This is a genomic window from Exiguobacterium undae DSM 14481 (assembly GCF_000620805.1).
Lineage (GTDB): Bacteria > Bacillota > Bacilli > Exiguobacteriales > Exiguobacteriaceae > Exiguobacterium_A > Exiguobacterium_A undae.
On sequence record NZ_KK211187.1, the window covers coordinates 1,845,560 to 1,862,023 of the forward strand.

Genomic DNA, 16,464 nt, shown 5'->3' on the forward strand with positions numbered 1-16,464 from the left:
TCATTCAACGTCCTCGATTTCAATCGTCTCGTGTTGATACGGATGATCTGAAAAATTGGAAATAAAATCAAATCCATTGCCAACATAGTTTATCTACAGATAGAAATAATTAATGACTAAAAATCATTAATTACGCCAACTGACATTACAGATATTTAGAAAAAATGGAGGTCATCTTGTTGAAAAAAATAATTATTTCTGTACTTTGTACACCTTTACTCTTGTTATCCGCATGTACAGAGAATAAAGAAGAAGCAGAAGCTCATCAAAAGCCTGTAGAGATCCAACCAGAAACTGTGAAAATTGATCGCGACAGCGAATTGACAATCGTGCCGCTCTATACGCCCTATCAAAAGTATTTGAAGGCATCTCTTAAGACCGATGATCCAGAAATGGATAAAAAAAATTACGCGAAACATGTTCTCAGTTACATAGACGAGATTGGAGAACAGGAAAAGTTCAGCACAGCAGATTTGAAAGGTAACTTTATTTTACAGTCGACATCCTATGAGCAAGAACTTTTAAATCGGATTGACACGTTGATAAAACAACACGATAGAATCAAGGAAATCATTACGGAAAACTACATCGCTTCACATAAGATACTTCCTAAAAAGAAAAGTACGATTTTTATTGTACCCTCCAACTCGGATTTTTCGACTATGAGTGAATCAATGGCTGGAGTGACCGGAGCCACATATAAAGACGCTTTCGTTCTTTTTTTAGATTCAACCTTTGATAAGAAAGTTCTTGCATATACGATTGCCCATGAATACCATCATTTGATTCTTCATGATATACCAGATTTCAAAATCAGTTCTGTTCTTAATTCTGTGATTGTCGAGGGTAAGGCAGATGCTTTTGCTGATCGTATTGTCAAAGGCGTATCACCACCGTGGGATGTGCCGATGGATAATACGACCAAGAAATACGTAGCCGGTCTTGTAAATAATTATGAAACAACTTTTAACGATTTTACATTCGGGAATGAGCAAAAAGACATTCCAAGATGGAGCAACTATATCCTAGGGCGAGATATCTTAAATCATTATTTGAAATCAAATCCAAATCTTTCAATCAAAGAGTGGACATATAAAGATGAACATGAAATCTTGAAAGACTATAAGTATCAAAACATCCTTGAATAATGACTAAAACGAGCAAAACACCTTCCCTTCTAATAGAGAAAGTATTTTGCTCGTTTTGTTTTGAACGTTTGATTTTCAATTCCTTCATTCATTGAAACTGTTCGTCTGGTTGGTACAGGATACAAGCTCCATTCACCAAACTGTGCACCATTCGTCTGTAAAAAAAGGTCTTTGTATTCATATGGAAACAAAACACCTAAGGCACGTTCTGCTTTTCTCAGTTCAACGGCTGATACCCCGGGCATTTTTGAATCGGGATGGAGGCGTTTAATGAGTTTGCTCACGATATCATCGCTCCTGTCCATGTTGTTTAGACGACTTCAGGCAACCAAATAATTAATACAAGTGACAGCACCGTTTTAGAAAATTGTTTTTTCTCCAGAAACCATGGCAGTAACACCAGCCCGCCTAGCGTCATGGCAAGCAACACCAGCCCCAGATTAAAGTAATGCGCTCCCGCTGCTAACGGAATACTCATAATCCGAAAATCTGCATTCGGAAAATAACCGAGTCGGGTAAAAAGTATATTTCCAAATACGCCGCCTACCATCAGCAGGATGGAGATGATCAACATTTTTTTCTTCAATATGAACAGCCCCTTTTTAACATCTATGTATGATTTCTACCATATGTCATCCTAAAATCATTCCGAACACGAAAACGACCAAGGCCAACGTCAGCGACCAGACGATGGTTTTCCTATTGTTCCCTTCAATTCGTTCATACCAGAGCGCAAAGATACTCATGACTAACAAGCCAAAGGACCGGTACAGCTTTTCCTCTGCAGCATCCCACCCAAGCAACGCAGTCACACTCATCAGGACCAACAACAAAACGGTCACGCTGATACTGATCGTCCGGACACGACTATCGGGTTACAACCGATTAAACAGAAAAGCCTCGACCGTTCCGATACAGGTAGCTATACACAGATAATACAAAACGTGCTCCACTCTCATTCCTCCATGTTCAGTTTCATCCTTCTTTTACGTGTACCAGGATCAATCGGTTTCGTCATCAAGTAGCCAGTCATCATTAATTTGCGAAATGACGGTCCCTTTCGGAAGCCGGGTCACCAGGTGTTCGATTGGTATATAGCTTTCATCGTTTGACAGCAGGTAAAAGCCGTTGCCATCGTGGGCAATTTTAAAACAGGTCATGTTCGAGTGCATGGTCAGAACACCAATCGGGCGAATCAGTTTCATTCGCCACCATTTTATCTCCCCCAACTTAAATGACAGATTGTCCGAGTACGAGATCGTGTAAAACAGATTTTCCGATGCCAGCCAGTAGGTTTTGTTCAGGACAAGACGCAGTTCTTCCGCATTTTGAACGGTAATCGTATAACACGGATGGTATTCCTTATAACGGACTTTCACATCTCCACTTCGAAACTGTGTATCTAAATCCAACACGACATACGAAAGCTTGTTTTGCTTGAAAAACGCGTCATGTTCTTCATGTAACTCGTACTCATCCACAAAACTGACATAGAGTGGAAACACCTGTTGATGGATTAAGAATTCGATTAAAAACTCTTTGTTTTCATCTGCTCCGTCTTTTTCAATTCGGCTTACATCAATGAAATAAGCTGTCTTCAACGCTCCACCCATTTCAAGCGGGTACCCTAAGTTCATCGCATCCTTTTCGATAATCTTTTCTTCCATAATCATGATTTCTGCCATTTTGTTCTCCTCACCCCATCATCGTATCGTTCTATTCTTTTAAGCATAACGAACCTGGCTTAGGCTTTCCATTTTTTCTAGTATCCAGTATGCATTTTGATATAATAAAAGAAGAACTGACATACGAAAGGATGAATTATATGTGGAAACCACTGTTGTTTTTTTCTGTTTGGCTCAGCCTTACCGTACCATTACAGTTAATTGCGGTCTTTACAATCTTCCAACCGCTCCTCGCTGTTGATAAGAGTGGCATCATCATGCTCGGTCTCCTCTTGCTTAGTACGATTGCAAATGTGTATCTTGCCACACGTGTCTGGAAATGGATCGAAGATAAACTGTACAAACGAAAGACTTTCATGTGAAAAACGCAGATCCTCTTGTTCACGGAAGAACAGAGCATGTGCGTTTTTTTCGTTCACATCAAATAAGGGATCTGACGGGATATTTGACACGTGTCGTTGCCCCGCTCGACATGTCTTTGATGTCAAAGAACCCGTTTTGAAGCTCGTTTTCGCCGAGGACGATGACTTCCGGAATCTGTTCCCGATTGGCCCGCTCCATCGCTTTATTGACCTTCTTCCCGGACAGTTCCACTTCGACGCGGCGCCCTGCTTTTCTCAAACGGACGGCCAGTTTCATCGCTTCCGGAATCGTGCCAACCGGAATGATATACAGATCCTTCGTCGCACGTTTCCCGACGCGCCCCGACTGTTCAAAGGCATACAAGATGACGTCCAAACCAAACGAGATGCCGACGGTCGAAAACGTCTGTCCGGATTTCAGCAATCCTCCGATTGCATTATCATACCGGCCTCCGCTGCCGATGCTCGAGCGAATCGTACCGTCTTCCAAGAAAATTTCGTAAATCGTCCCCGTGTAGATCTCAAGCCCCCGTGCAAGGAACGGATTAAATCGGCACATGTCTGCAATGCCCAGCCGCACCAGATAAGACGACAATTCGTCTAGTTCCATCAAGCCCTGTTGCAGTTCGGGATTGTCCTGCTCGAGTCCTGTAAAGTACTCGATTGTCCATTCCGCTTTCGACTCAATGAACGACCGGATGTCTACAAGGCATTTCTCGGCCAACTCAAGTTCAACCAATTCACGCATCATCGCTTCAATCGAAACCTTCTCCATCTTATCGAGCACGAGCAGCACACGATTCATTTTCTCTTCCGGCACTGCGAACTGTTGCAACAATCCGTATAATAGCTTCCGGTTATTAAACTGAATCTCGACCGGAAGTTCGAGTTTCTGGAAGGCTTCGAGTGCCATCATCATCAGTTCCGCCTCTGCCGCTTGGGATTCCACACCGACGATATCGACGTCACACTGGGTAAATTCACGGTACCTCCCGGCTTTGATCGGCCCGTCCCGGAAGACTTTCCCGATTTCATAGCGTTTGAACGGCATTGCAAGCGACGGATTCATGGCGACGACTTTCGCGAATGGAATCGTTAAATCATAACGTAACGCCAGCTCACGTTCTCCGCGGTCCGTCAACCGGTACATTTCCTGCAAAATTTCTGCTCCGCCCGCATATTTTGATGCCATCAACTCGGTATAATTCAAAATCGGAGTTTCGAGCGGACGGCACCCGTAAGCGATGAATGTATCTTCGAGCGTCCGCCGGATGGTCCGTTTGGCGTCCTCCTGATCCGGCAAATAATCCTGTGTCCCCTTAACATTTTGATAGTCCATTTTCCGCATAATATTATCTCCTTTTTGTTAAAAAATAAAAAACCGCATAACCCTAAGCTCCTTGTCCGCTTAGTTATACGATTCACGATGAATAGTCTTCCTATTTAGATATGCATTATATCCATAGCAAGACTACTCGGTATGCTGATGTACATGTGTGACGACCGTCGATGGCATTCGCATATGATCCCCTCCTGTGTATTGGGATAATCATACGAATCCGATACACAATTGTCAATTAATTACTTTATTAGTTTTGGCTTACATTTCTCGTTCAACCTCAACAATCAAGTAGACGTTTCCATGCTCATCGAGCAAATCGAATTTGAATGCAATGTCGCGATAGCAGGCATTGGGACTCATTGTTCATTGTGCCTGTAACCTTTCCGAAAAATATGTACAAAATGAGTTGCATAATGTTGGAGTTCGAGAGATTAAAACGAACTATAGACACGATTCCTGCTTCAAAAGCTTTAATTTTCTACTCTTAAGTTTTTAGATAGAGTAAGAAAGAAAAAGAATGTGCAAGTGGAACTCATCCATTTTGACCCTTAATCTATTCTGTAATATATGAAAAATCATTCTTGTAAAAAAAGTAAAAAATAGATCTGAAAATGTAAAAAAATGCATTGATCCGATTTACTTTCATACTATAGGGTGCTACATTTTTTAAGACGTCGTCATATAAGAACAACATCAGAAAAAACAGGCACGGCTACAGGAAAAATAGCTTCAGGACAAGTTAAAATTTCAGTTGGGGCGACTAACTCAAACCCATTCGTAGCTAACAGATCCGGATATAACGATTTTTCAGTTGTAAAATAATTAAAATCGTTACTTATTAGGAGCCTTTCTTCGATTCATTAGTAATTTAGCCCCATTAAAGCGTTCAAGCGTCGCTTTTTGGGGCTTTACTCGTTAAACTTTAACAATTAAAACCTCTAAATTGTTTTCTCAAAACAATTCGATCGTAAAACATTATAAATGGGGAAGTCTTATGAAAAAAATATTCTTAGGAATCGGATTATTAGTTGGTGCATTTTCAGTATTCTTCTTTTTATTAGTTGCTGACAAAGATGTATATTTCAATGATGATACTGTGTATGATTTCTCGTTATCAAAAAACATCTCCGGCGAAAAACTTACTCAAATCGCAAGCGAAACGAATATGATGATTCGTTTAGTAAAATTCAACGATATCAGTTTCGGAAGAAATCATTTAGATGTCACGTTGTTGAATCCTACTTCCGATGTTAAATTAGGACGTCAGCCAAGTATTTTTCCGGGAAATCAAATTATTTATTCTTCATACTCGCCAAATGAAAAGAAGAAAATAAAGTACTTCACTATTCAATCAAACGATGAACATAAAGTTAATCACTTCAAAGAGCAATTGTCGACCGCAGGATACGAAATGGTGAGTAGCACATCTGAACCGACAACTTTTAACATAAGTATGCTCTTTTCATCACTTAATTTTAAATTCTTCTCGTTATTGACTCTTTTGATTCTATTCAGCATTTCAACTTACTATATTCATCGCATAAAAGAAATCGGAATAAAAAAATTAAACGGATGGAATAATTTTCGTATTTCGTTTTCATTAATTAAAAAACTTGTAATCCATTCATTCGGAGCTGCATTGTTGTTCGTTCTTCCTTTTGCTGTATACATTTCTGTCACTGATCTTAATGCATTAAAATCGTATGCTCTGATGTGTATCTACTTGTATCTCTTTTTAGCCATTATTTTTATCGGATCCAGCATAATTGGTTCACTATTTATTTCTAGATTAAACCAAGTGAATGCGATCAAAAATAATAAAAATAATAAAAAGTTGTTCTATGTTCTATTATTTTTCAAAGCAATCGTTGTAACTTTGTTAGTCTTATCGCTCGATACGAGCATAAAAGATATGAACAAACTGAATTCTTCGATAAATTCCATCAATCAGCTTGAGAAAAATACGTTTTACAAAGTCCAAACTGCATCTTCGCCAGAAGAGAAGGTCCATAAAGAGCTAGACCATTACATCGAATCATTAAATGATGAAGATATTTTCAACTACTCTCCGTCAGATGAGACAGTAGATATCAACCAACTGAAACAATTAGAGACCGAAGGCATGTCACAAAATCTCGAAAACATTCCTTTGACTATAGTCTCTCAAAATATTTTAAACGTCGTAAAGATTAAAGATCAGGACGGAAGCATTTTAAAATCCGACGAAGTTCAGCCTTTTACTTTATTGGTGCCGGCTCATTACGAAAAAAATATCAAAGAGGTATTACAGTCTTTATCTCTAGGTAAAAAAACTAAAGTACATTATGTTAAAAACGGTCAAACACAAGAAAATCTATTATGGCCAGGCTCATACCTATTTGACACAATTACTTATGTCGCACCTTTACAGAAGAGTTTGTATTTGAACTCAGGAGAAGTACTTTTTGATACATCCAGTGCTACCGCATTAATGAAAGAGATAGAATCAAAAGGTTATGATTCTGGCAGCATAGATGTAAAATCGATGAAAAGTGAATACAATCTTGCCAAAGGGAATCTTTCGATTGCTACTGTAGAATCGTTGTTCCATGTCATAATTACCGGTTTCTCATTCTTGCTCTGTATCCTTTCAATCATTACGATTTTCTTAGAGTTTCGTAAAAAGGAGTTTGCGGTGAATCGACTTTTAGGTAAGAGACCGAAATCGCTAATAATGAGTTTTTTGATTTTTAATGGAGTAATTACGCTATTGATTGCAGCAGTAATTAACTGGATGCTGATCATTCTTTTCTTAATCGAAATGATGCTATTCGTTATATTTATTAATAAATATATGAAAAATAAAGCTATTCTCGTCTTAAAAGGAGAATAAATTAAAGGTAGGAATTGAAATGGCGATAATACAGCTTGAGAATATTACTAAAAAGTTCGAAGGTAAACATATTTTCAATGGTTTTAATCTATCTGTTGAAAAGGAGAATTTCTTGGCATAACAGGAAAAAGTGGAGCGGGAAAATCAACATTATTGAATATAATAGGACTGCTTGAGAATTGCGAGGGCGATGTGATTTTAAAGGGGAAAACATATAACGATATTCATTCAAAGAGTGCTCGAAAGGTCCTTGAAAAAGAGATCGGTTATTTGTTTCAGAACTTTGCGCTGATAGATGATTTCACGGTTTATGAAAATCTGAACATTGTTTTTAATAAAAAAAGCAAAAAAGAACGCAGAGATGTTATGGATCAAGAATTAAAGAAATTAGGACTTGAACATGTTCTAGATAAACCAATCTACCAACTTTCCGGAGGCGAACAACAACGGGTCGCACTAGTAAGATTAATCCTTAGTGAAAGTGAGATCATACTAGCAGATGAACCAACAGGGAGCTTGGATAGAGAGAATAGTGATTTAATATTAAATCAGTTAAAAACATTAAATGCTGAAGGAAAAACGATTATTATGGTGAGTCACGATAAAAATGCCTTTAGTTATTGCAGTAGAATAGTGAATTTATAATACAACGAGTTGCTCTTTAAAAATAATCGTTCCTATCCACATCATAGGTAAAAATACGAATACCATACCTTGATCAGGCTGCCCTCACACCGTATTTGACAGGTGTAACGGCAGCCTGATTCTTCTTGGATACATTCTTTAGATAGTGTATAACCTGCTTACAGACCTCTTATTGAAGGTGTTTTACATGTGTGTCATATCGCTAGGTCAGTCTAGTTTTATACTTTCTTAACCTCTTGGAGGAAACGGATCATTGCCGTACGAATCCTTATCGCGGATCTGCCCTTCCTTATTGTGAATGATCAGCTCAACCTGTTGATCCTTCGCAATTTTCCGTCCTGCTGCGATGGCTTCTTTTTGTGTCGGAAACCGTTCCGTTGCTTTTGAAGCCCCTTCCTCAATGACCTGATAACCGCCATCCGGATGTGGTGTAATATGCTGATTCGCCATGAATTCACTTCCTTTTTAGTGGATCGTTTTATCCTGCTTCTATCCTTGTTACCCTTAACTAAAAGTCTTCATTCGTCTGGAAACAGTCTCCAGCGCATCGAAACCTTGTTCACTTAGCAGTACACGACAACCGCACGGAGAGGAGCACTCGCATGAAGTTACACGATTATTTACAGACTTACTTTAGCAATCCAGACGTGCTAGCAGAATCGTTCGCGGAGCGTCCATTTACACTACGTCTCGACTTGCAAAAAGAACTTTACCAAATACAACATAATTCAGACGAACTGAATATGGCGTATTTCGAGAAGGTCTATCAAAAATCGCTTACCTTGTTTGAAGACCTGTTTCAGGAAGACGACCGTCTATATCTCGTTGTACGTGTCAGAAAAGACCGCCATTCTCCTCCGGCGAAAAGTACGGAGATTTTTGAGCGCTATCTCAAAAATAACAAGAATCGATACACGCTTGAATTTGAAAAAAAGAATGTCAGCGACGAGGAAGTCATTATTCAATACGCCCGCTTGTTGCCGAACAGACAGGTCATTTATTATACAAAATTGCTTAAAGCAATCTGTAATCAGGACTTTCCTGAGTTGTATCCCCGCTTCAAATCGAGGCAGACGTACTATCCTGAAATCTTTTTTGTGCACGCCGATCAAGATATCATCCTGCATATTTTTGACGACCGAGGCTGTTTTATCTTAACTAACAATGAACCGAGATTTGAGTTTTTGAAAGAACAGTATACACCTGATTTATCCGAAAGCTTTCCTAATCAACTTGAAGAGTAGTGAATCATTTGAGCCTATCTTGTGATAATCCTACTGTATCGATTAAATCAAATGATAAGAGCGAACAAAAACGCTCATGCCCGATAGCCTTTACAAGTAACGGAATCCGAGGACCAAAAGAGCTATCAATCGTCAATTCGTACAACATCGTCGAGCGAATCTTTTGCATCCGCATCGTTTCTTTCTTTTCTACTTGCCGAGTCAGACGATAGAAGACCGCCAGAACATCTTCTTCTCCCCGCACTGCTTCTGCGAAACGATTTAACCAGTCTTGTTCTTCCATCGAGTACGCCGCGAATTTTTGATCATTTCGCTGCTCGCGAATCCGAATCTGTCTTTCCGGACACCAACTTGTCACGAATTGGCGGGCACGCTCGACTTGAGCTGTAATTGTCTCGTCTGCCTCGTTGCATTCCAGTAATTGACGTAGTAATGGTTCATTAAAATCAACCATCGGACCAAGGGTCGTCCATTGCGAAAACGGGATCAGTTCGTTCTTCAAGTCCGCCTGACTCCAGCGTAAACTTTGTTGGATTTCTGGTGTTTGCCGTTCATAATGCATCACCATTCGCTCATATTCCGCGTAATGCCGTAACACATCTTCGTCTATTCCGATATGAAACGCATGCTCTGGTCGGTGTTTTGCGAATAGGAATAAGATTTGATGAGCCGGATAGACCTGCAGCAAATCTTGTGGTGTTAACCCTCCACCACTCGAACTCGACATTTTCTTCGTTTCTCCTTTTAATCGAATGAATTCGTACGGGAGATACAATGGAGGTTTCACACCAAAAATTTCACGTGCAATCTCGGATGAGACGACATAACTTCCGTTTGCCGCGGAATGATCTTTCCCACCCGGTTCAAAATCAACACCCTCCATTGCCCAACGCATCGCCCAATCGACTTTCCAGTTCAATTTCGTTTGATGGTTGCTACGCATATCAATCGTCTCATACCACCCGCATCTACACCGATAGTCGTATGTCGCTTCATGATCGTCAAACGACTCGATTGTCGTTGCATCCGTCCCGCAAGCCGTACAGTAGACGGAAGCTGGAAAATAACTTACCCGCTCCGCTTCAGAAGGAGTAGCTGATTTATATCGCATCAAGATTTCATAAATTGCGTGACGTTCCCGAAAAGCGTGTAGAATCAACTCCGCATATCGTCCCGACCGATATTCGGCGTGTTGGTACCGGTATTCCGGTTCCATCTGAAACAATCGCAACGTTTTCTCGAACATTTCCTCAAAATGACGTGCATATGAACCTTCACCTGTTGGTGCCGGTGTCTCACTGTACGGCCGTCCCAAATAACGATCATGCCCTACGATATCAGCCGGAACTTTCCGGAAGCGGTCGTAATCATCCCACGAGAATAAAAATTGGACGTCTTTTCCTAAGTCCCGTAACGCCTGAACGACGAAGTAGGTGGTCACGACCTCCCGAAAATTACCGATGTGAACCGGTCCCGACGGACTGATTCCTGCTGCACACACATACTTTTGTTTTTCCGGATTTCTTGTAATAATGGCACGTGCGGTTTCTTCTGCCCAATGCATATTGATTCCTCCTGAGTTCGGCAAAAAAGCTGATTTCCGCCGTTTAGTTTTCACTAAAGGACGAGAATCAGCTTCCCGTGGTACCACCTTTGTTCGTTGACCTGTCACCAGATCAACCTTTACATGTACAAACATACACGCTCTCGATAATGGGAGAATCCATCGTAGCATCATCCAGTTGGAATCCGTACGAAGCTCAGAGGCTTTTTTCAGATTGAAACCCGGTCATCCGCTCTCACCAGTTCGGACTCGCTTGGCACCGTCAGTTTCTTCCTACTCTTCTCTTCACAGCCATGTCTATTTGATTTTGATTAGCATACAAATAATGGAGATAGATTGTCAATCTTTTTTCAGTTACTTTGATAGATTGTCTTATCAAGTTTCCATTTTACTTTTTAATTTCAGTTAAAATATAAATCAAAAATCCGGTGATACTCCCTAAATTGAAATCACCGGATTTTTTTGATTTGCTCGTTAATTGGTTTTGTTTCAATTGTTTTTAAATCCGTTTCTTATTTCGCTCATACCCAGTAACCCAACCGTGCAATAACATTCCGATGATCCCCCATAAGATCATTACTAATCCGATAAGTATAAAAACTACTTTCAAAAATGGAATCATTTCTGTATTTGACAAAAAACGCATGAATATGATGCCGGCTACCGTTAACATCAATAAAAAATTAAAGTTCTTTACCATTTCGTTTCACTCCATCTCAAGAAATAAGTTTATTCGACCGATTTTTTTGTTTCAAGCAACTCTTGTTTTTGCGCCTGTTGTTTCAAGTCTTCCTTCCACCAGCCATTAATAAAAAACGTACATCCAACAATCAGTACACCAATCGGGAAATATTTCAGATAATAGTCATCGAGCGACTCACCGGCAAAATTCGGTGACAGCTCGATGTAGGCACTGAACAGTTGAACGATAAAGAACAAGAAAAAGCTGACAATCAAAGCCCATGTGCCGTAACGATAATTTGGATTCTTCAACATGTGTATTCCTCCTGGATTGAGTTATTTTAATCTGATTTCGCCGTCACCGGCTGTACCTTCACCTGTATCATCACGAACGATATAGTCGATGTCATAAACACCTGCCGGAATGACACCGGCTTTGACTTTTTTCTTCAGCGTCACCGTTGTATGCGGTTGAACTTCCTTCGACAACCGTTTCGGCTCCACTTCCTCATAAGAGTCATAGACGACTTTTTGCGTATCGTGCTTGCGGACCTTTACATTGAGCAGATGACCGGCACGGGAGACGACTTTTACCGGATAATCGCCTGTGTTCGTCAGTTTATATTCAAATACAAATCCGTCTTTGATGCTTCCTGTATAGCCGGTTTCGACCGACTGACTGCTCGGTTTCATGTCGAGGGACATACATCCGGTTAAACTGAATAACAATGGGATAATCAGTAGTTTTTTCATTTCCATTCCTCCTTTTCGCATGCATTTCAAAAGAGTGGAAGAAATGAAGATGCTCCTTGAACGTAATGCTTTGCTTATTCCCAGCCCGGTAACGGACGCGGTAACTGGTCCGCAAAGGCACGATATCCATCGTATCTTAATCCTTGTTGTTGTGGATTTTGGTTCCGGGTTAAAAGGTGCTCTGATTGATCTTCGTTCGCCCGGAGTAAAGGTTCTCTTTGGAAGACTCGGATTGATGAAAAATGATATTGCTCGTAAGACAAATGATCACGGACGGATTGAATGACCTTCTCAAAACCCCGGCCTTCGTTATAACGCATTCCTAGTTTCTCCTGTTCAAACTTGCCCTCATAAATCGAAATCGTGAAATATGAATAGGTTTCCGAAACGGGATATTCGATTTCGACGCGAACCGAATCGACAAACCGGATCGAGATCGGCGGCTTGACCTTCTCTTCCTGAGTCTCTTCGTCGACGAAATAATTATCCTTTTCAATGCTGAAGTTCTTGAACTCCCAAAACACGTCCCCCTGGGCAATGATCGAATACTCAAGAAACGTACCGAAGTTTTGCCCGATTGGATCGGCCTCCTCAGTTGATAACTCATGGAACACCCAATACATATAGGGTGTATCCTCCGTTTTCGCAAACTCCCGGTTAATCAACAGGTACCCTTCATTGATTTCCCCAATCACCCAGTAATGGTCGAATTCCTCATGAATCAATTCATATTCAATCGCCTCATTCGTCGCTTCAATCACCTGGTCCAGTGAATGCAGGACAAGCCCAAGACCGTCGTCAAGAATAAACAGATCCGCTCCGTCATGCAGTTCAAGAAACGTTTGGTATTCACTCGGTAATTTTTGATTGAATTCGGCTTCGAATGCCGCAAGCGACGAAGCGGTCACCGGTTCCGGAAAATTGAATTTTGCCTGACCGATTTCATTGTACTTCCGTTGAATGAAGGTTGATCCGTGATTGATTTTCTGCTGAAGCCCACCGATTACTGCTGCGATTTGATTCATATCATTCTCTCCCTATCATGCTTTTTCCCAGCCCGGTAACGGACGCGGCAAATCATTAACAAAGGCCTGATACCCGTCATACTGTATGATTTGGGTTTGCGGATGTTCGACGCGTTTCGCGATCTGTTCACCGGATGCATCTTCGTTTTGCCAAATCGGTGCTTCTTTTTGGAACACGATGATTTCAGAGTAGTAGTACCCAGGCTCGTCCAACTTACCTAATAGATAACGATGGATTTGTTTAAAATTATCAAAGCCGTTCGATTTCGACCACAACTGGGCTTTGTCTTTATCGTATGTATAAAAAGCGACGGTAAAACCTCCCCGGCGGTAAATCGGATACTCAATTTCAATCCGGACCCGTTCTTCGGACGCAATCGGTACACCCGCCTGCTCGTGCTCCGTCTCTTCTTCGACGTAGTAATCATCTTCCCGGACATCAAAAATGTTAAATTCCCAGTACATGTCGCCTTGCGCGATGATCGACCGTTCAAGGAATGTCCCGAAGTTTTGACCGATGGCATCGGTGTCCTCGGTTGACCCTTCGTGATACTTCCAGTACATGTAGGGTGTATCTTCGGTTTTTGCATGATTCGTATGAATCAGAAGATACCCTTCGTTCACTTCACCGATGATCCAGTAATGATCATAGTCTTCATCAATCAGACCGTCTTCCTTGGCTTCGATCGTCTTTTCGATCACTTCCTCGAGCGGATACAAGACCAGCCCTTCGTCACCTAACATAAACAGTTTCGCTCCGTCATGGAGTTCGAGAAAAGTCTGGTATTCGCTTGGTAACGGTTGCTTGAACTCGGTTTGGAACGCTTGAAGTGTTTCCGGTTTAACCGGTTTTGGCAGATGGAACGTGCCCTGACCGATTGAATTGTAACTGCGCTGGATGAACGTCGATCCATGGCTGATTTTCTGTTTGAGTCCATCGAGGACAACTGCGATTTGATTCATCATATCCATCCTTTTGTTTCTCTATGTATGAGCCGTCCTGCCTCATCTTCCTTTAGTCTACCATTTTACCAATAATTTGGTCGATTCTTCCTTCCTGTTTCTGTGGTATCCTTTTTCTAATCAAAACAATGTCTTGCGAATCACAACTATGTCTTGCGAATCACAACTATGTACGCACTTGGAGGTGAATCATGCAGAAACAATCTTCGATATTACTGATTTTACTGGCGGCAATGCTGTGGGGAACGACCGGCACGTCACAAGCCTTTGCGCCGGAAGCGGCTCATCCGATTGCGATCGGCGCCGTTCGTTTAGCCGTTGGCGGATTATTTTTACTCAGTCTCGTCTTATTGACGGGAAAGTTGACGCTGAAAGACTGGCCGCTGTCAACGATTTTTCTTGCTGCGCTCAGCATGGCCGCCTATCAGCCGTTGTTCTTTTCCGCTGTCCTGATGACCGGAGTCGCGGTCGGCACGGTCGTCGCGATCGGCAGTGCACCGATTTTTTCCGGAGTGATTGAATGGCTTGTCTTAAGAAATCGACCAGGTACCATTTGGTGGCTGTCGACATTGCTTTCGATTGCCGGTTGTTTACTGTTAGTCATGAATCAAGCATCTGTCTCGGTCGATCCATTCGGGATCATACTCGCACTCGGTGCCGGAATGTCCTTTGCCGTCTACACGTTTGTCAGCCGGGACTTAGTGAAAACACACCCTCCGCTATCCGTCGTCGCAGTCGTGTTTACACTCAGCGCTCTCTTATTATCGCCACTGTTATTCCTGTTTGATCTGTCATGGGTCTTCAGTCTGCGCGGCGCCGGCATCAGTCTGCATCTTGGCGTCTTCGCAACAGGTGTTGCCTATCTGTTGTTCGCACGAGGTCTTGCGCATGTCTCGTCTTCGACGGCTGTCACGTTGTCGCTTGGTGAACCGTTGACCGCTGCCCTGCTCGGCGTGTTTGTCCTCGGGGAAACGCTCAGTCTGTTATCGTGGGTCGGCATTTCGCTTTTATTTTTCGGCATCGGACTACTCGTCTGGTCGTCGCGTTCGACACGACAGCCGGACATCCTCGAACTTGCCAAGGAAAAACACTCCTAAGGAGAGAATCAGTCATGCATATCACATTCGAGAAACTGTTGTACCGGGAAGACTATCAGATTAAACTCGATCACATTGTCATGAACGAGGAAAACGGCAATCGGCTCGCACTCTATTTTCGTGGTCATACGGACGAAGTCATGGTGCTCATCGGCGACTATTCCTGCAATTATTTTGAACTGTTGTTTGAAGCAGATTGTGTCCTGCTCCGGTCGTCGGATTTGCATGAACTGGATGACGGGCTGGAGTTCAGTACGATTCCGCTCGTCATGTATAAGGACTCAGCACTTCTGACCTTTGCGACGGCCTGGATGGGCTTGAAGCGGGACCCGTCGCGAGACTGGACGCATTATGCCATCCGAGCCTTCGAACAGGACTTTCATGTCCTGTCCCCGCGTCCACCCGTTTTTACGGATCTTGGTCACAAGATGAGTGATTTTACGGTCAGACATTCTTTTAATCTGCCAAAAAAGAATTGACATAAAAAAAGCCCTACCTCGCCAAAGGTAGGGTGATGCGACTCGTCCTGCCCGACGGCTTGCGCCGGACGGGACGTGGTTTCATTATACATAGCGCGTCAGTGTTTTTTCAATCGTCTGAATCGAATCAACCGGCGCAAAACGTTTGACGACCCGCCCTTGACGATCGACGAGAAACTTCGTGAAGTTCCACTTAATGTTCGACGACAATAGTCCACCCTGTTGCTGTTTCAAATACGTATACAATCGATGTTCTGTCGGTCCGTTGACGTCAATCTTCTGAAACATCGGAAACGTCACACCGTAATTCCGCTGACAAAATTGCATCGTTTCTTTCGGATCAGCGAATTCCTGATTGTTGAACTGGTCACATGGAAATCCAAGGACCTTGACGCCTTGATCCGTATACTTGTCATACAACCGTTGCAGGTCTCCGAGCTGACCGACGAGTCCGCATTTGCTGGCTGTATTAACGATGAGAAGCACCTCTCCCGCGTAATCTTGTAATGAAACGGTCTGTCCGGTTGCGTCTTTAACCTCAATCTCATAGAGCGATGGCATCCCGTCGCACCCCCTTTGCCGTCAGTATACGCCGCTGAAAAAA

The 16,464-nt window shown here is 42.1% G+C and carries 19 protein-coding genes; 7 read left to right on the top strand and 12 right to left on the bottom strand.

The annotated features are described in order from the left end of the window. Positions 1 to 179: 179 nt before the first annotated feature. A complete protein-coding gene (locus tag P397_RS0110375) occupies positions 180 to 1,148 on the top strand; it encodes a DUF2268 domain-containing protein (protein WP_028106485.1) in 969 nt (322 codons plus the stop codon). Positions 1,149 to 1,177: 29 nt separating this feature from the next. Here P397_RS0110375 and P397_RS0110380 read toward each other — a convergent pair whose 3' ends face one another. The 4 genes from P397_RS0110380 to P397_RS0110395 all read right to left on the bottom strand — a co-directional run bounded on the left by P397_RS0110380 (position 1,178) and on the right by P397_RS0110395 (position 2,833). Continuing rightward, positions 1,178 to 1,432, bottom strand: coding sequence for an SMI1/KNR4 family protein (locus tag P397_RS0110380; protein ID WP_028106486.1), 255 nt, complete (start codon positions 1,430 to 1,432; stop codon positions 1,178 to 1,180). A gap of 26 nt (positions 1,433 to 1,458) precedes the next feature. After that, positions 1,459 to 1,734 (bottom strand): hypothetical protein, encoded by a 276-nt coding sequence (locus tag P397_RS0110385; RefSeq protein ID WP_028106487.1) that lies wholly within the window; start codon positions 1,732 to 1,734, stop codon positions 1,459 to 1,461. A 46-nt stretch (positions 1,735 to 1,780) separates the two neighbouring features. After that, positions 1,781 to 1,990, bottom strand: a complete 210-nt coding sequence (locus P397_RS17320; RefSeq protein WP_235183978.1) for a hypothetical protein — start codon at positions 1,988 to 1,990, stop codon at positions 1,781 to 1,783. A gap of 159 nt (positions 1,991 to 2,149) precedes the next feature. Beyond that, entirely contained in the window at positions 2,150 to 2,833 is a 684-nt protein-coding gene (locus P397_RS0110395) for a hypothetical protein (protein WP_028106488.1), read from the bottom strand. 140 nt (positions 2,834 to 2,973) lie between these two features. Between P397_RS0110395 and P397_RS0110400 the strand changes: the two genes are divergently transcribed. Further along, positions 2,974 to 3,195 carry a hypothetical protein gene (locus tag P397_RS0110400; RefSeq protein WP_028106489.1) on the top strand — a complete coding sequence of 74 codons (222 nt, stop codon included), beginning with the start codon at positions 2,974 to 2,976 and terminating at the stop codon, positions 3,193 to 3,195. Between the two features lie 58 nt (positions 3,196 to 3,253). On the opposite strand, the gene P397_RS0110405 is transcribed toward P397_RS0110400, so the two are convergent. Beyond that, positions 3,254 to 4,543 (bottom strand): histidine--tRNA ligase, encoded by a 1,290-nt coding sequence (locus P397_RS0110405; protein ID WP_028106490.1) that lies wholly within the window; start codon positions 4,541 to 4,543, stop codon positions 3,254 to 3,256. A 988-nt stretch (positions 4,544 to 5,531) separates the two neighbouring features. Here P397_RS0110405 and P397_RS0110410 point away from each other — a divergent pair. Further along, positions 5,532 to 7,409, top strand: coding sequence for a hypothetical protein (locus P397_RS0110410; RefSeq protein WP_028106491.1), 1,878 nt, complete (start codon positions 5,532 to 5,534; stop codon positions 7,407 to 7,409). 153 nt (positions 7,410 to 7,562) lie between these two features. Further along, on the top strand, positions 7,563 to 8,054 hold the full coding sequence (locus tag P397_RS17325; protein WP_235183980.1) for an ATP-binding cassette domain-containing protein: 492 nt from the start codon (positions 7,563 to 7,565) through the stop codon (positions 8,052 to 8,054). A gap of 228 nt (positions 8,055 to 8,282) precedes the next feature. Here the strand turns inward: P397_RS17325 and P397_RS0110420 are convergent, their stop codons facing one another. Next, positions 8,283 to 8,504, bottom strand: coding sequence for a DUF2188 domain-containing protein (locus P397_RS0110420; RefSeq protein ID WP_026833220.1), 222 nt, complete (start codon positions 8,502 to 8,504; stop codon positions 8,283 to 8,285). A 152-nt stretch (positions 8,505 to 8,656) separates the two neighbouring features. On the opposite strand from P397_RS0110420, the gene P397_RS17330 reads away from it, so the two are divergent. Next, the gene (locus P397_RS17330; protein WP_051523986.1) at positions 8,657 to 9,298 is read left to right on the top strand and encodes a DUF3885 domain-containing protein; all 642 of its coding nucleotides are present in this window, start codon (positions 8,657 to 8,659) and stop codon (positions 9,296 to 9,298) included. A gap of 4 nt (positions 9,299 to 9,302) precedes the next feature. On the opposite strand, the gene lysS is transcribed toward P397_RS17330, so the two are convergent. The 5 genes from lysS to P397_RS0110455 form a co-directional block, all read right to left on the bottom strand. Next, positions 9,303 to 10,862: a lysine--tRNA ligase gene (gene lysS, locus P397_RS17335; protein WP_051523988.1), complete on the bottom strand. Its 1,560-nt coding sequence runs from the start codon at positions 10,860 to 10,862 to the stop codon at positions 9,303 to 9,305. Positions 10,863 to 11,591: 729 nt separating this feature from the next. After that, on the bottom strand, positions 11,592 to 11,858 hold the full coding sequence (locus P397_RS0110440; protein WP_028106493.1) for a hypothetical protein: 267 nt from the start codon (positions 11,856 to 11,858) through the stop codon (positions 11,592 to 11,594). Positions 11,859 to 11,879: 21 nt separating this feature from the next. Beyond that, positions 11,880 to 12,296: a hypothetical protein gene (locus P397_RS0110445; protein ID WP_028106494.1), complete on the bottom strand. Its 417-nt coding sequence runs from the start codon at positions 12,294 to 12,296 to the stop codon at positions 11,880 to 11,882. A gap of 74 nt (positions 12,297 to 12,370) precedes the next feature. Beyond that, positions 12,371 to 13,321, bottom strand: coding sequence for an SMI1/KNR4 family protein (locus tag P397_RS0110450; protein ID WP_028106495.1), 951 nt, complete (start codon positions 13,319 to 13,321; stop codon positions 12,371 to 12,373). Between the two features lie 15 nt (positions 13,322 to 13,336). Then, positions 13,337 to 14,284: an SMI1/KNR4 family protein gene (locus P397_RS0110455; protein ID WP_028106496.1), complete on the bottom strand. Its 948-nt coding sequence runs from the start codon at positions 14,282 to 14,284 to the stop codon at positions 13,337 to 13,339. A 191-nt stretch (positions 14,285 to 14,475) separates the two neighbouring features. Here P397_RS0110455 and P397_RS0110460 point away from each other — a divergent pair, with 191 nt between their 5' ends. Both P397_RS0110460 and P397_RS0110465 read left to right on the top strand, forming a co-directional pair. Further along, complete coding sequence (locus tag P397_RS0110460) at positions 14,476 to 15,381, top strand: EamA family transporter (RefSeq protein ID WP_028106497.1); 906 nt, start codon at positions 14,476 to 14,478, stop codon at positions 15,379 to 15,381. Between the two features lie 14 nt (positions 15,382 to 15,395). Then, a complete protein-coding gene (locus tag P397_RS0110465; RefSeq protein WP_028106498.1) occupies positions 15,396 to 15,860 on the top strand; it encodes a hypothetical protein in 465 nt (154 codons plus the stop codon). Between the two features lie 84 nt (positions 15,861 to 15,944). Here the strand turns inward: P397_RS0110465 and P397_RS0110470 are convergent, their stop codons facing one another. After that, positions 15,945 to 16,421 carry a glutathione peroxidase gene (locus P397_RS0110470; RefSeq protein ID WP_028106499.1) on the bottom strand — a complete coding sequence of 159 codons (477 nt, stop codon included), beginning with the start codon at positions 16,419 to 16,421 and terminating at the stop codon, positions 15,945 to 15,947. Between the last annotated feature and the right edge of the window lie 43 nt (positions 16,422 to 16,464).

Excerpts from the sequence above, each read along its gene's own strand:
- P397_RS0110405 (WP_028106490.1), bottom strand. The coding sequence starts at position 4,543 with ATGCGGAAAATGGACTATCAAAATGTTAAGGGGACACAGGATTATTTG.
- P397_RS0110395 (WP_028106488.1), bottom strand. The coding sequence starts at position 2,833 with ATGGCAGAAATCATGATTATGGAAGAAAAGATTATCGAAAAGGATGCG.
- P397_RS17330 (WP_051523986.1), top strand. The coding sequence starts at position 8,657 with ATGAAGTTACACGATTATTTACAGACTTACTTTAGCAATCCAGACGTG.
- P397_RS0110455 (WP_028106496.1), bottom strand. The coding sequence starts at position 14,284 with ATGAATCAAATCGCAGTTGTCCTCGATGGACTCAAACAGAAAATCAGC.
- P397_RS0110410 (WP_028106491.1), top strand. The coding sequence starts at position 5,532 with ATGAAAAAAATATTCTTAGGAATCGGATTATTAGTTGGTGCATTTTCA.
- P397_RS0110470 (WP_028106499.1), bottom strand. The coding sequence starts at position 16,421 with ATGCCATCGCTCTATGAGATTGAGGTTAAAGACGCAACCGGACAGACC.
- P397_RS0110450 (WP_028106495.1), bottom strand. The coding sequence starts at position 13,321 with ATGAATCAAATCGCAGCAGTAATCGGTGGGCTTCAGCAGAAAATCAAT.
- P397_RS0110440 (WP_028106493.1), bottom strand. The coding sequence starts at position 11,858 with ATGTTGAAGAATCCAAATTATCGTTACGGCACATGGGCTTTGATTGTC.
- P397_RS0110460 (WP_028106497.1), top strand. The coding sequence starts at position 14,476 with ATGCAGAAACAATCTTCGATATTACTGATTTTACTGGCGGCAATGCTG.
- P397_RS0110465 (WP_028106498.1), top strand. The coding sequence starts at position 15,396 with ATGCATATCACATTCGAGAAACTGTTGTACCGGGAAGACTATCAGATT.
- P397_RS0110420 (WP_026833220.1), bottom strand. The coding sequence starts at position 8,504 with ATGGCGAATCAGCATATTACACCACATCCGGATGGCGGTTATCAGGTC.
- P397_RS0110400 (WP_028106489.1), top strand. The coding sequence starts at position 2,974 with ATGTGGAAACCACTGTTGTTTTTTTCTGTTTGGCTCAGCCTTACCGTA.
- lysS (WP_051523988.1), bottom strand. The coding sequence starts at position 10,862 with ATGCATTGGGCAGAAGAAACCGCACGTGCCATTATTACAAGAAATCCG.
- P397_RS0110445 (WP_028106494.1), bottom strand. The coding sequence starts at position 12,296 with ATGAAAAAACTACTGATTATCCCATTGTTATTCAGTTTAACCGGATGT.